The organism is Rhodococcus aetherivorans, from assembly GCF_011058165.1.
GTDB lineage: Bacteria > Actinomycetota > Actinomycetes > Mycobacteriales > Mycobacteriaceae > Rhodococcus > Rhodococcus aetherivorans.
Window position 1 is genome coordinate 1 of the sequence record NZ_JAALEG010000071.1, and the last position, 14,330, is coordinate 14,330.

8 protein-coding genes are annotated in these 14,330 nt (G+C 70.8%); 3 read left to right on the forward strand and 5 right to left on the reverse strand.

What is annotated here, in order from left to right:
* Positions 1-79: 79 nt before the first annotated feature.
* Positions 80-1,168, reverse strand: coding sequence for a GreA/GreB family elongation factor (locus G6039_RS22670; protein ID WP_255326701.1), 1,089 nt, complete (start codon positions 1,166-1,168; stop codon positions 80-82).
* A 314-nt stretch (positions 1,169-1,482) separates the two neighbouring features.
* Here G6039_RS22670 and G6039_RS22675 point away from each other — a divergent pair, with 314 nt between their 5' ends.
* The 3 genes from G6039_RS22675 (at position 1,483) to G6039_RS22685 (ending at position 5,192) form a co-directional block, all read left to right on the forward strand.
* Positions 1,483-3,588, forward strand: coding sequence for a DEAD/DEAH box helicase (locus tag G6039_RS22675; protein ID WP_029543721.1), 2,106 nt, complete (start codon positions 1,483-1,485; stop codon positions 3,586-3,588).
* A gap of 289 nt (positions 3,589-3,877) precedes the next feature.
* The gene (locus G6039_RS22680; RefSeq protein ID WP_029543723.1) at positions 3,878-4,123 is read left to right on the forward strand and encodes a hypothetical protein; all 246 of its coding nucleotides are present in this window, start codon (positions 3,878-3,880) and stop codon (positions 4,121-4,123) included.
* 424 nt (positions 4,124-4,547) lie between these two features.
* On the forward strand, positions 4,548-5,192 hold the full coding sequence (locus G6039_RS22685; protein WP_152103844.1) for a hypothetical protein: 645 nt from the start codon (positions 4,548-4,550) through the stop codon (positions 5,190-5,192).
* Positions 5,193-5,911: 719 nt separating this feature from the next.
* Here the strand turns inward: G6039_RS22685 and G6039_RS22690 are convergent.
* The 4 genes from G6039_RS22690 to G6039_RS22705 all read right to left on the reverse strand — a co-directional run bounded on the left by G6039_RS22690 (position 5,912) and on the right by G6039_RS22705 (position 14,081).
* Positions 5,912-10,063, reverse strand: a complete 4,152-nt coding sequence (locus tag G6039_RS22690) for a TIGR02680 family protein (RefSeq protein WP_164528119.1) — start codon at positions 10,061-10,063, stop codon at positions 5,912-5,914.
* Positions 10,060-11,430 (reverse strand): DUF2398 family protein, encoded by a 1,371-nt coding sequence (locus tag G6039_RS22695; RefSeq protein WP_029543726.1) that lies wholly within the window; start codon positions 11,428-11,430, stop codon positions 10,060-10,062. Before G6039_RS22695 ends, G6039_RS22690 begins: the two co-directional genes overlap by 4 nt.
* Positions 11,427-12,893, reverse strand: a complete 1,467-nt coding sequence (locus tag G6039_RS22700) for a TIGR02677 family protein (RefSeq protein WP_006939368.1) — start codon at positions 12,891-12,893, stop codon at positions 11,427-11,429. Before G6039_RS22700 ends, G6039_RS22695 begins: the two co-directional genes overlap by 4 nt.
* 183 nt (positions 12,894-13,076) lie before the next feature.
* Entirely contained in the window at positions 13,077-14,081 is a 1,005-nt protein-coding gene (locus G6039_RS22705) for a hypothetical protein (RefSeq protein ID WP_029543728.1), read from the reverse strand.
* Between the last annotated feature and the right edge of the window lie 249 nt (positions 14,082-14,330).

Sequence of the window (14,330 nt, forward strand, 5' to 3'; positions counted from 1 at the left end):
GCTCTTTCGTCGAGTCGAGTTGGTAGCTCTCTCGAAGAATCACGCGGTGACCGTCTTTCGTTCGGTTACGACACGCCGGTCATCGGGATCCGATCCGGCTCGTACACCATCCTGATGGACGCAACCAAAAGTACTTCTGCCGGGCCGCCGTCAGATCGGCGTTCTCCAGACAAATCATCCCTGATCCGTTGTGATTGGCCGAGTCGGTCTTTGGACCCGGGTCCTGCATGAGCGTGAGCAACTGGGCATGCACACCGCCGTATGTCGGTGCAATGTAAGGAATAAATGCACCGGGACGCTGCGATCTCAGCAGGTCGACATACTCGTTGATTCGTCGAACGTTCGGAGCGGTCCGTCTGCGATAGAGGTCATCGCGATAGGTCTTGTCGCTGCATCGTTGTCCTCCGATCAATTGGTCAGCCTCACTGGCGGTGGGCACGGGCTGCGTAGCCATGCGCTGAACGCACCCGCCCGGCGCCTCGGATTGGAGGAATTGAGTGCGGTCGGTGTGTGGATCAACCCGAAATCCGGGGGAAATCCCAACAATGGTCAGCTGCGCTCCCGCTGGTAGTGACACCTTGTCACCGACCTTGCGGCGCTTGACTGCGCTACCAATCGGTGACTCGTAAGAGACGGTCTCGTACTCAGTGTCGAGTGGCCGTTCGGTGAGCACGAATGTGTCGCGATGGCCGTCCAAGTACTGGATCGTTACGATTGATCCGGCGACTACCCAGTCGTCGGTTGGGCCCCACGCAGCGAGGCGATCGCGGTCTGCGACGTACCGGCGGCGGCTGTTTGCCAGGTCGGCCAGCTGCTCCTCCAGCCGCCGGACTTGGCTGTGGTAGCGCTGGTAATCCACCGACAAGTCACCCCCGTCGCGGCACTCAACCATCCTTGCTTGGAGCGTCCGTATACGCTCGGTCAGCATGTTCTCGACGATTTGGTGCTGCTCGAGTTCACGGTCGAATTCGAAGAGTGGATTCTCGGAAATCGTCCGATCTTCGAGCGGGTGAGTGGTGTTGATCCGTGTGCTGACCGGCGGCGCTACTGTGACCGATTCACTCGACGTCGTTGTATCGGTATTTTCGTCACGCGCGCCAGGTTCAGCCGAGGAGCGACTGCCCACCCTACGCCGCAAGCTCCACAGGCGGCCGAGCCGTTCTTTCACTCCGTGATGGTATCGCGCAATACGGTCAGATCGAACGTTGGAAGCGTGGACCCCCTCAGTAGTAGGGTTCGGGACAACGAGCATCCGCCAGGTTGAGGATGTGGGTTTCTCCTCCCGTTGTCCGGCGGTCGCAGTGTCGGATTGCGGAAGCCGCGCGGGGCTCGGCTCTACGTCAGCCCCGCCCGTGACTCGTACGGTGCGTGATGCGGCACCGGGACAGCACGGCATTGATCGACGATGAAGTTGCCCCGAGTCATTCAACGGCGAATGATCGACGAGGTGTCCGACCGCAGTGTGACCGAGCAGGATGATTCGTGACCGACGACGCCTTCGGCCTTCTTCATCCAGGAATCCAGTACCACCTCGTCAACACGCTCCGTTGGGACGGGTTGCGTCCCACTCAGGCAGCAGCGGTCGCTCCGATCCTGGCCGGCGATGACGCCCTCGTGCTCGCCCCCACTGCAGGTGGCAAGACCGAGGCCGTCGCCTTCCCGCTGCTCTCGGCCATGGCCGAGCACGACTGGCAGGGCACATCGGTGCTTTACGTCTGCCCACTGCGGGCGCTGCTCAACAACCTCCAACCACGCCTGCACAGCTACGCGCAATGGCTCGGTCGCACCGCCGAAGTGTGGCACGGCGACGTCGGGCAGTCCGCGCGGCAGAGAATCCTTCGCGAGCGCCCCGACCTCCTGCTCACTACCCCCGAATCGCTCGAAGCGATGCTTGTCTCCACGAAGGTCGACCCGCGGGTGCTGTTCGCAGGGCTACGAGCCGTCGTCGTCGATGAGGTACATGCGTTTGCCGGCGACGACCGGGGCTGGCACCTCCTCGCCGTGCTGGAACGGCTCGCGCGCATCGCCGGCCGTCCCCTGCAACGAATCGGGTTGTCGGCGACGGTCGGTAATCCCGACGAGCTATTGCAATGGTTGCAGGGTGGGACTCCGGGACGTCCTTGTCGAGTTGTCGACCCCGCAGTTCCCGCTGCGGCCACGCCACCCGAGGTCACCGTCGACTACGTCGGCTCGATCGACAACGCCGCCAAGGTCATCGCCGCCCTGCACCAAGGGGAGAAGCGCTTGGTGTTCGTCGACTCGCGACGCCGCGCCGAAGAACTCGGTGGGGCCCTGCGGGAGCGGGGAGTGACCACCTTCCTGTCGCACTCGTCGCTCTCTGCTGCCGAGCGACGCCGATCCGAAGCGGCGTTCGCCGAGGCGCGGGACACGGTGATCGTCGCGACCTCCACCCTCGAACTCGGCATCGACGTCGGCGACCTCGACCGCGTCATCCAGATCGGTTCGCCTCGCACCGTCGCGTCGTTCCTGCAGCGTCTCGGGCGCACTGGCCGCCGCCCGGGCAGCGTCCGCAACTGTCTGTTCCTCGGCATCGACGACGAACAGGTGCTGCGCACCCTGGGCATGCTCGAATGCTGGTCGCGCGGATGGGTGGAGCCGATTGTCCCACCCCCATCCCCGCGGCATATTGCTGCGCAGCAGATGCTGGCGCTGTGCCTGCAGGAACACCGACTCGGGGAGAAGAGTTGGCGGCAGTGGTGGGGTTCTCTGCCCATCTTCGACGAGCACGCCGACGAGATCATGGCGTTCCTCTGCGCGCAGGGCTTCTTCGAGCGCGACGGGAGCTTCCTGCACATCGGACCCGAGGCCGAGCGCCGATTCGGACGGCGATACTTCTCCGACCTGACGGCAGTCTTCAGCGCCCCGCCCGAATTCGCCGTGCTGGCCGGACGCAATGAAGTCGGCACCGTGGGCACCGATCTGCTGGTCGAAGAGGTCGATGGCCCCCGCGTACTGTTGCTCGGTGGTCGCTCGTGGATGGTGACTCATATCGATTGGCAACGGCGCCGGTGTTTCGTCGAACCCGTGGATGGCGGGGGGAAGGCCAAGTGGTCCGGCACCGGCGGCGGGCTGTCCTACCACATCACACAGGGCATGCGCGCAGTGCTGCTCGGCGCCGCACCTGCAGGAGTGACCCTGACCCGACGCGCGGATACGGTGCTTGCGGAACTACGGGAGGGCTACGCCGACAGCGTCGATCCGGATGCCTCCGTGCTCACAACGCCGTCGGAAGGCTCCGGACGGTGGTGGACCTGGGCCGGCACCGCCGCCAACCGCACCCTACAAGCATCGCTTCCGGCGCTGGTCGATCCCCGTCAGCGGGTCGCCGAGAAGTCGTTGCGTCTCCTTACGAACATTGCGCCGGCCGATGTGAGTGCGGCCCTGGCCGACCCTCGTTGGGCCCTCCCGCACGTCGCGCAGAGCGCCGTGGCCGGACTGAAGTTCTCCGCCGCGCTCCCACCGGGACTCGCCGAGAGAACCCTGGCGGTGAGGCTCGCGGACGAACCCCATGCCCGAGTCGTCGTTGCGACCCGTCGCCGGATCCATCGGACCGACCACGACGAATAAGCACCCGTCCGAGTCATGCACTACTCGCATACAGCGTCCGGTGAGTGCGGTCGTGGGCAGCGCGAGGATCGGCCCGCCTGCGAGCGCTCGGCACCCCGATGGGTGCTTCCGGCCACTCGAATCCGGTGCGGCGGCACGGGCAGCGAACTGCTCTGCCGAGTTCGTCGTCAGGTCGCCAGCCGTAGTCGTCGCAGTTGCCGCAGGTGGGTGGAAGTTTCGGCCGCGGCGGACGCAGTTCCTGCCAGGTCGGGATCCACGCTGCCGCCGAGCGGGCGGGATCTTGTGGTCGATGGCGTTCGAGTGCCGCGCGCACGAGCGCGTCGATGCCGTGGACGTCGACCGCGTGCGCGATCATCGAGGCCTTCTCCGCGGTGAGGGTGTCGAACCGGGCGGTGAGACCGGCCCGGCGGCACGCCACGGCCAGTTTCTCGACCTGCGGATGATGCTGCCGCCCGCGCCGCCTTCGCGGCGCGGGCGGGAGGCGTCGGGCGCGACGCAGCAGGTTCAGCTCTTGGTTCAAGGACGGTTCGGGTGACATGCGTGTCACCCCGTGGCCGCTCGGCTGTCACCCCGTCGGGTGCACACTTGTCACCCCGTGCGCGGGAGCGGGGTGACGATGTGTTGCCCCGCCGCATCGTCAGGTTGTAGCAGGTGGGGCGACGGTCTTCGCGAGCGATGGTGGCGGCGACGCGCTGCTGGTCGCCGCGGGAGATGAGACGGAGCTGGGCGAGGGCGGCGAGGCAGCGTTGCACCTGCCGCCTCTGATGGCTTGACGCGGTCATGCTAGTTGGATGCAGCGACTGCACTGGAGCGGTCTACGCGGTTGTCTGGTCAGCATCATGTAGTTTGCGGTGAACTGCATGCGTGTTCGACGGAGTTCGGAGGTCAAGATGGTCCGTGCGCGCCGAGCAGGGGTCCATTTGCATACCGGTGCTCCCGCGAGCAAAGCACGTACGCCCGTGTGGGGTGCCCGAGACATCAAGAGTGCCGTCGTCGATCCGGATGCACCTCGAAAAAGTGCACCGCGAGCGCGGCCCGCGAAGTGCAGTTGGTGCGGTTCACCGAACGCTGTTGCCGGATCCGATCCCAAACGTTGCAAACGTTGTGTCAAGCACGAACGCACCATCGCTACAGCGGAGAAGTACCTGGCCTCCAAGGGGCTGCGTCCGCTCAGTGGTTCCTTCGCTTCGGACAGCCCGGAAGAGGAACAGCACCGCAGATCCGCTGCGAAGGCACGTACCGCGCTCAACAATGTGCGTCGGCAACCGTCGAAGAAGAAGTCCGGCAAGAGCGCTGAGAAGTCTCGTTCAAGTCAACCCGAGGCCATGCGTACCGCCAAGGTGCCGGCGACCACCGGCACGACACCCAAGAAGAAGCCGACGAGGAAAACGAAGACTACGGGGAATGCGGCGATACCCGATCCGACGGACGACCGACGACTTCTCGCATCGGTGCAGTTGCGCATTCGAGACGAAAAGAAGCAAGGCTACGACCAAACGGCGAGCGGTCGAGCGCGCCTTGCCGAACTCCGCGAAATGGAACGCAGATTGCAGCGCCGTCTTGCGAACCGAGGTGACAATTCCGGTGTGACGTATCGACACTGAGCAATGCACAAGAGTGCCGGCCGTCGTCGCTGTGTACCGCTGCCGTCAAGTGTTCTTCCTGGTCATCCGCGATACACGACGTCGCGCCGCACAACCGGTACATCTTGGCTTCATGTTCGGCGATCGACACTGGTCGATCTTTCCGGGGAGAGCGGTGCCACTGGTTCCGTCAGCGGCCCCTGCCCACCGAGCGCGTTACTCGCGGCCCTTGGGCGCCGGTGGATCGGTCCTGCACGACCGGCAGGACGAATTCTCGAGAGTCCGGTGCGGCCCGTATTCCGTCTTCGGAAGCCATTGTGTGCCAATGTGTCTGAGTCGATCACACGCCTGTCACCGTGCATCCCGGTGAGTGCGGACAGGCGTGTCAATGCGTACCGACCGGGCAGCTCTTCGGTGTGCCCGTCGCCTTTGATTCGAGAGCGTGCAGCGCCGGCGCCCGGTAGCGACAAAATTCTCCGAATCCGGCCCGGTGCTCCTCCGGTATCTGCCGCAGTCGGGAGCCCCGACTTGGGTGTCGGCGGGCCACCGGTCCGCGACGCGACACAACGTCACCGGCAAAATCCGACCACAGCGGAACATTCAAAAAAAGCCGAAAACGAGGCCACTTCCCTGGCTGAACCGCTCACGCAGCCCAGAGACAGGACCCGCCGCCCGGCGTATCCGAGCAGAGGTGGATACACCGACTCCCGCATCGATCCGGTAGGGGAGCGCCCGCACCCCTACGCGAACTCGAGCGCCCCCTCCACCGGCGCCGGCACCCGCCGCGTGCCCGGCGACCCCAGCGCCGCCGCCAGATCCGACCCGTCGTGCTCGGCGAGCAACCCGCCCTCCGACCACACCAGCAACGTCGCCCCGACCGTGTGCTCGGCCACCGAATGCGCCAGATCGTAGTGCGCACACGCCGGCACCCCGGCATACGTGATCCACAGGTCGTAGCCCGTCATGAACAGATCCAGGTCGAACTGCACGCTCAACCCGAGCAGCTCCGCCCGGCCGTTGTCGTCCACCCCGGCGAACGCCTCGTCCAGCGCCAGCAGCCGCGGCGCCTGCGGATCCGCCGAATCCAGCATCACATGCGCCGCCGCGAACAACGGCAGATGCAGCGACACCGACTGCTCACCCCCCGACAACGCCGAATGCCGCGCCACCGTCAGCCGATCCTCCGCGCCGTCCGCCCCGATCAACCCGAACGCGAACACCCGCCACCGCCGGTAATCCAGCGTCGTCGCCAGGATCTCCGGATACGACCGCTCCGGATGCGCCGCCCGCTCCGCCCGGATCCGCGCCGCGAAATGCGCCCGGACGCTCGCCAGCTCCGCCGGCCCCAGCGTCGAGACCTCCCGGTCCAGCAGCCGGCACACCGCCCGCGCCTGATCGTCGAGATGATCGGCCGGCACCCACCGCACCCCCACCGTCGTACCGGACGACATGCGCCGCTGCCGCATCTCCGCCCCCATCCGGGCAATGAGATCCCGCGCGTCCTCGGTGCGCTCGTGGATCTGCTGCGCCAGCCCCGCCAGCAGCGCATCCTCGAGGATGCGCCGCTCCGCGTCGGTCAGCAGCAGCTCCTGATCCCGCCGCGCCGCCGAGATCCGCACCGCGAACTCCGCCACCGACGAAAACCCCTGCTCGTCCTGCACCCGCACCACCGTCAACCCGTCCGGCGCGTCCCACTGCAGCCGATAGTCCTGACCGGCCGCCGCGAGCTGCCCGTCGAACTCCTGCAACGCCGACGTCAACGCCGACCGGGCCGCCTTGCGGGCACCGTCCCCGCCCTTGATCGTCGCCGTCGCCGCCGCCAGCGCCGCGTACAGCGCCCCCACCTCCGCGGGCACCGCAGGCACGTCCCCGCCCGCCCGGGCGAGCCGGTCCACCACCTGCTCCGGCGCCGGCCACGCCGCCGCCGACGGCCACCGCAGCTCCTCCGAGATTCCCAGCAGCGACAGCACATCCGGCCGCGCATACGGCGCCAGCTGTGCGGCGTCGGCCCGCGTCTCGGTCAGCGCCGACCGCAGCGCCTGCTCCGCCGCGACGTGCGCCGCCTCCGCCTTCCCGAGCCGCTCGACCGCGTCGTCGTGCGCGCGGCGCGCGGCGCGCTGCTCCACCCGCGCCGCCTCGATCCGCTCGCGCGCCTGCGCGAGCTGCGCGTCGATCTGCTGCGCGTCGGCACCCAACGCCTCGCGCAGCGTCCCCAGCCGCTGCTGTTGCTGCCCCAGCGACTCCTCGGCCGTCACCGCCCGCTCGGCGGACTCCTCCGCCGCCAGCCGGGCGTCGTCGCGCCGCACCTGCGCCTCCCGCGCCCGCTCGGCCGCGGCGACGTGCTCACGCCGGGCCCGCAGCACCGCCTGGCCCTGCGACTCGAAGAACCGGATCGCCGCCGCCAGATGCTCGAGCTCGCGGGCCGTGTGCGGCGCCCGGTGCCGGGCCGCGACCGAGCGCACCCGCTGCTCCTTCACGGCGCACTCGGCGATCACCTGATCGAGGTCCCGGTCCGCCGCGGCCGCCGCCTCCCCGGCAGTGCGCAGCGCACCCGCGCACTCGCTGACCTTCCGCAGCGCCGCCAGCACCGCGCCGGTGCGCGGCACCGCCGCCGCGGCCCGCTCCAGCTGCGCGAGCCGTCCGTCGAGCTCCGCCCGCTCCGCCTCCGCGCCCGCCATCCGGTTCTGCGCCGCGGCGATCTCCGCGTCGAGCTCGGTCACCCGCAGGCGACGGCGACGGGCCCGCGCGGTGGCCCCGATGTACTCGACCTCCGCCTTCGTGTGCCGACCCAGCTGCACCCCCTGGCGGTAGCCGCCCCGCTCGTCGACGGCCGGGCCGGTCTCGTCCGTCACCGCATCCCGCACCGCGACGGACGCCAGCACCGCCCGCACCCGCTCGGCCGGCACCCCGGTGTCCGGCTCCACCACCAGCACGTCGGCCAACGTCCGGCCGGTGGGGCGCTGCGCCGGCGGCACCGGCATCAGCGCGACCGCCCCCGCGGGCACGTCCCCCGCACCGCAGCACACCCAGCCCGTCAGCAGGTTCGCCGCCTCCAGCGCGGCCTCGAGTCCCGCGGCCGCCTCCGCGCTCACGTCGTCCGCGAACCGCACCAGCCGCCACAGCGGCGCCCCCGACGGGTCCGACGACCCGGTCGGCCGCATCGGGAACGACGGGGGAGCGTCGTCGCGCTCGGCCTCGACCAGGTCCCGTTCGGCCCGCAACACCGCGATCCGCTCCCGCGCGTGCGTGATCTCCGCCTCCAGGCCGCGGCCGCGGAACCGCAACTCCTCGACCACCGGGGCCGTGCGCTCGGCCAGCGCCGCCGCCGGCGTCGCGGCCTCGTCGTCGCCGGCCGCCGCGATCGCCGCGGCCAGCGCCTCGACCAGCTCCTCCGGCAGGCCGAGCACCGACCACGTGTCCCGGTGACCGACCCACCACTCCCGCAACAGGTTCGACGCCTCCGCGCGGGCCAGCTCCACCACCGCGTCCGCCGTGGCCACCGCCGCCCGGGCCGACTCGAGCTGCGCCCGGCCCCGCTCGGCGGTCGTCTCGGCCCGCACCCGCGCCGCCGCCGCGCCCTCCGCGGCCGCCACCGCCGCCCGCACCGCCCGCACATCCGCGGCCCGCTCCTCCGCACACGCCGCCACCGTCACCGCGATCTGCTCGCCCAGCGCGTCCTCGGCCGGCGGCGCCCACTCCACACCCGCATCCCGCGCCGCCGCGGCGAGTGCGTCCTCGGCGCGGCCCACCGCGGCCGCCGCGTCCGTCGCCGCGGCCGCGGCCCGCCGCGCCTCCTCGTCGCGCTGCGCCAGCTCCGCCCTCGCGCGCTGCGCCTGCTCCGCCTGCCCGGCCGTGGTGCGCTCGAGGTCCGCCACCACCTGCGCCAGATCGTCGAGCTGCTGCTTGCCCTCGTACGCGCTCGACCGCTGCAGCGCCTCGAGAGTCGCCCGGGCCTGCTCGAGGTCCCGCTCCGCGAGCTCGAGCCGCTCGTGGGCCTGCGCCCGCTCCACGCCGGCCCGGTCGAACGCCGTCATCGACGCCGTCCACTCCGCACTCCCGCCCTCGACCGCCGCCAACCGCGCCCCGAGCCGGTCGACGTCGGCGCGGGCCTGCTGACCCAGGTAGGTCGCATACACCGCGACGAACCGCTGCGCCGCCTCGTCCGCCGCCGCCAGCGACTCCAGCGCGCGCGAGACCTCCTCCATGTCGGCGAACGACCGCGCCGCCTCGAGCACCAGCTGCTCGTCCAGCGGCCGCAACCCGTCGGTCAGCGCCTGCGACAACCCCTTCGGGTCCAGGTTCTTGGCCAGCTGCGGCCGGCGCAGCGTCAGGATCAGGTTGATCAGCTGGTCGTACCGCTCGATCCCGAGCCCGAACAACCGCGCATCGATCGCCGCCCGGTAGTCCACCGGCCGGTCCGTGACCGCGTCGGCCCCGACCTCCTCGATCAGCTGCCGTCGCGTCAGCGGGCGATCGGCCGCATCCAGCAGCGAGAAGTCCACACCGACCCGGCCGTCGACGACGAAATACCACCGCGTGACCTTGTCGTTGCCGCGCGCCGCCCGCATCCCGACCCCCACGGTCACCGCCTCCGGATCGTCCCGGCGGCCGCGGCAGAACTCCATCCACACATACGAATACGCGCTGTCCTGCCCCTGGTACAGCAGGTTGGACCGCATCGTGCGCTCCTCGCCGGCGAACGGGTTCAGCCGCCGCGGCTCGATACGCCCGTCGAACACGAACGGGAACAGCACCTCGAGCGCCTTGGTCTTGCCCGACCCGTTGGGCCCGCGCAGCACCAGCCGGCCGTCCGCGAACGAGAACTCCTGGTCCCGGTAGTCCCACAGATTGATGATCCCGGCACGTGTCGGCCGGAAATGGGCACTGCTCACGACATCTCCGCTTCGTTCGAATCCTCACCGGCCGGCGCGAGGCGCGGGTCGCGTTCGCGCACCGTCACCACCACTCCCCGGAACCGGGCCAGCGCCGGCAACGCCAGCACCCCGCCCGGCACCCGTGCCACCAACCGTTGCCGCTGCAACAACGTCACCGCCGCCTCCAGCAGGCCCGCCGGGTCGGCCTGCCACTGCGCGGCGAAGGTACGGCCGAACTCGTCGACCAGCTTCGCCGCCGTCTCCGCCAGCCAGCTGTCCTCGACCAGCGGATGCGTCGGCGCCGGCTGCTGCGCCGGTGTCGTGTCCGCCGGCCCGGCGCCGGCATCACCGGCCAGCGACGCGAACACCCCGGCCGCCGGAATCGCCGCGTCCAGTCCCGCCTCGAGTTCCGCCTCCGCATCCGCCGGCCTCGGCAACCGCACCGGCACCGACTCCGGATCCGACACCCGCGCACAGATCTCCCCGGCCAGCAACAACGCCACCTGCGGAACCGTTCCCACCCCCGGGAACCGCAGATCCGACATCCGCCCCGACGAATCGACCAGCGCGACGCCCTCCGCGCGCCGCTCGGCCACCAGCCCCGTCAGCAGCTCGATCCCCGCGGTCGTCCGTGGCAGCGCCAGCTGCAGCCGCGCGTCGTCGTCGAGTTCCTCGGCGTACACCACCGGTCGCTGCACCAGCGCCCGCCGTACCCGCCGTGCCACCTCGGCGGTGTCCGCGATCCGGTCCCCGTCGCGGCCGTCACCGGCGGCGAGCAGGCCCCGCACCGAGCGCAGGTGCTGTAGCGCGCGCGGCGGCCGGAACAGCGCCGCCACCACGGGCCGGTCGATGTCGTAGAGCGCCTCACCCCGGTCCGGATCCGACACCCAGCCGCCGGCGTCGCCGTCCGCCAGCGTTATCGCCCCCCGCGCGGCGAGCCACGCCACCGCGTCGACGAATGCGTCCCGGTCGGTCGCACGCTCGGTGGCCAGCTCCACCCCGGGCACCTGGCCGGCCTCGGACGCGACCTGCTCGGCCAGTTCCGACAGCGTGATCTGCCCGCCGGCGCGTCCCAGCGCCGCCAGCGCCAGCGCCAGGTAGGCGTACCGGCGACGGTCGAAGGGCCGGTCGGTGACCGTGCGCGCGCCGCCCCCGGGATCGAGCCGGTCCGCGACGGTGAACAACCGCGCGGTCGTCTCGGTCACCTCCAGCCGGTATCCGAACAACTCGAGCAGGTCCTCCCGCAGCTCCGTCGCCCACCGGCGCAGCAGCGGCAGCGCGGCCCGGTCCGGGTACTGCGCGGTCACCAGATGGTGCGACAGGATCAGGCGCGCCGCCCGCTGGTACGAATCCCGGTCGAGCGGCGAGATCCGCCGGGCCCTCACTGCACGCTCACCCGCAGCCCGTCCAGATGCAGCCGGCCCCGCGCCGTGCGTACCACCGTGCCCTCCGCGGCCGGGCTCAACGTCAGCCGCACCCCGTTCTGCGTGCCCGTCGCCCCCGGCACGGTGCCGCTGACCGGAACGCGCGCCGACAGCGCCGCGTCGAGCAGGCTCAACAGCACCTCGGTCTCCGGCTCGGACAACTCCCGCTCGTCCACGCCGCCCGCCGCCAGGGATCGCGCCGCCTCGGCCCGCGCCCGCTGCGCCGCCAGCTGCCGCTCCCGCAACCGCCGGATCCCGGATTCGTTGCGCTGCACCCGCGCCGGCGCCCCCGCCGACGGGGTGCGCCCGGTCTCGGCCAGCGTCCGGGCGATCGGGACGGGTGCCGCTTCCCACCACGACGTCGTCACCGGGATCGTCTCCGGGTCGGGATGCACGGCGGAGAAGTGACGCGGGCGGCCCAGGTCGAACACCGCTCCGAACAGCGCGTGCGCCGACTCCTCGCTCGGCGCGGCCGCGAACCAGCCGGCCAGGTGCCGCAGCTGCGACTCGCGGCTCACCCCGCCGCGCCGGGTCTCCGTCACCCGGCGCAGCAGCGCCAGCACCGCCGCGATCGCGCTCATCGTGCCCTCCCGCAACCGCTCCGACTCGCTCGGCACGTCCCCGGCGCCGACGAACCACCGCTCGAGGCCGCGCCATCGGGCTCGCCAGTCCGCCTGCCGTTCGGGTGCGGGCAGCAGCACCCGCTCGTCGTGCGCGGCGGCGAACCCCAGCATGCGGTCGATCCCCGTCTCCTGCACCCGTGCCAGCGCGGCCGCCAGCTTCGGTGCGTAGCGGGCCAGGTCCGTGCTGAACTCGCGCATGTGCGCCAGCACCGCATCCTTGTGCGCCAGGAACGACTCGGGCGTGACCTCGGTGGTGCGCACCAGGTCACCGAGCATCAGATAGAACCCCGCGGCCCGCTCGGCCATGTCCGACAACGTCGTGTCCAGCCGCGACAGCTTGCGATAGATGAGCTCTCCGTCCCCGGCCGCGTTCGCCGCCGCCAGCTCGGTCAGGTCGGCCAGCAGATCCGCCAGCGCGAGACGCGACAGCGACGCGTCCTCGCCGCGCGCCCGCAGCACATCCTCCACGGCCCGGAAGGCGTGATAACCGGCCCGGCCGAACTGATACACGTAGTGCCGGTTGCGGTACTCGGCCAGCGACGCCGCCCGGGTGCCGTCGTAGCTGCGCTCGAGCACACCCCAGGCGTGCAGCTGCTCGAGCAGCGGTGCGACGTCCTGGGCCGACAGCGCCGCCGCCGGATCCGCCGAGCCGGTCCGCTCGAGGATCGCCGCGACCTCGGCGGCGTGCAGCAGCACCACGTAGTTGGCGCGGGCGAGGTCGAAAGCACGCAGCACCCAGAGGTATTCGGCCCGCTTCTCGGCCGTCGCGAACGAGAACAACCGGAGCCGGTCGTGTTGCACCCCGGCCCCCGGATCGGTGGGCCCGGCGGGCGGCTGCGTTTCGTTCACCGTGACAGGGTAGGCGGGGGCGGCCCTCGTGCCGCGCAACCCCCGGTGCCGTGCGCGCCACACCCGGGCGGAGGTGCAGCCCGTGCCCTTCATGGGCGTCCGGCCGCCGCCGGGGTCGGGGATCCCGCCGCCCGGTCAGCTCTCGGCCGGCGCCGTCTGCGTCGTGTCCGCCTCGTGGCGGGACTCGGCCGCTGCGGCGCGCGCCGCGGTGAGGTCGACCCGTAGCCGATCCCGCTCGCCGCGCAGGTCGACGATCTCGGCCCGAAGTTCGTCGCCCCGGTCGCGGGCCGCGGTCTCGGCGGCCTGGGCGGCCGCCGCCGCGATGCGGGCCTCTTCCAGGGCGCCGCGCAGCTTCTCGACGCGGGCGCGTTCCGCGGTGAGATCGGTGTCGAGCCGGGCGGTGGCCGCGGCGGCCGTGGCTGCCTCTTTCTCCGCGGCGGCGCGGGTGTGCACCAGATCGTCACGCAGGGTCGCGAGTTCCGATTCGAGCCGGGCGAGCTGCTGTTGCTGGGTGGTGACGGTCGACCGGTACTCGGCGAGCTCCGCGGCGTGCGCGGCCGCGGTGGCATCGATGCGTTCCTGCCAGGCGCGCAGGGTGTCCGCGTGCTCCTGGGCCGCTCGCGTCGACTCGTCGCGATGTGCGGTCTCCAGTTCCCGGATCCGGGTGTCGTGCGCCGCGCGGGCGTCCGCCAGCTCCCGGTCGACGGCCTCGACGGCGGCCTCCGCGTTGTCGCGGTCCTCGGTCGCCTGGGCGAGTTGCTCGCGCAGGCGGGCGATCCTGGCGTCCGCGTCCGCCTTCACCTTCGCCAGCTCCGTGGTGGTCCGGTTCATCTGCGCCTCGAGCGCGTCCGGGTCGGTGAGCTTGTCGACGGCGGCGGTGATCTGCGCGGCGACGGCGCTGTACTGCTCGAGCGTCGTCGCGCTCAGGGTGCGGAGTGCGGCGACGGCGGACGCCAGGTTGGTGGCTGCTTCGGCCGGGCCCGGGGGAGTGGTCGGCTCGGCCAGCGAGGCCGCCTCCCTCTTCTGTCGTTCCCGTTCCCGGTAGGCCCGGACCCGGTCGGCGGCGGACGCGTACTTCCGCGGTCGTCCCGGCTTCGGGCGCTCGTCGGGTAGGGATTCGCCGGTGCTCGCTTCGCTCACGGAGTCCTCGTCTCGGGCAGTGGTTGCAGCCATATCTATCAGGTGGGGGAAGGGGCCGAAACACGGTTACGGAATCGGATTCATACGGAATACATTAATTTACCGAATACTCCATCCCGGTCGCTTCTCGAGCGAAACCATCCGCCACACCCACGAGGAGAGGGGGCGTTCCGCCCGGGCCTTCGCGGGCCCGATATCGGACTCCGGAGTGTTCATCCGGGTTATCCGTACGTATCACGAAATGAAAAT

What these genes read in the sequence shown, in the direction of transcription:
- G6039_RS22680 (WP_029543723.1), top strand. Translation starts at nt 3,878, where the DNA reads ATGGCGTTCGAGTGCCGCGCGCACGAGCGCGTCGATGCCGTGGACGTC.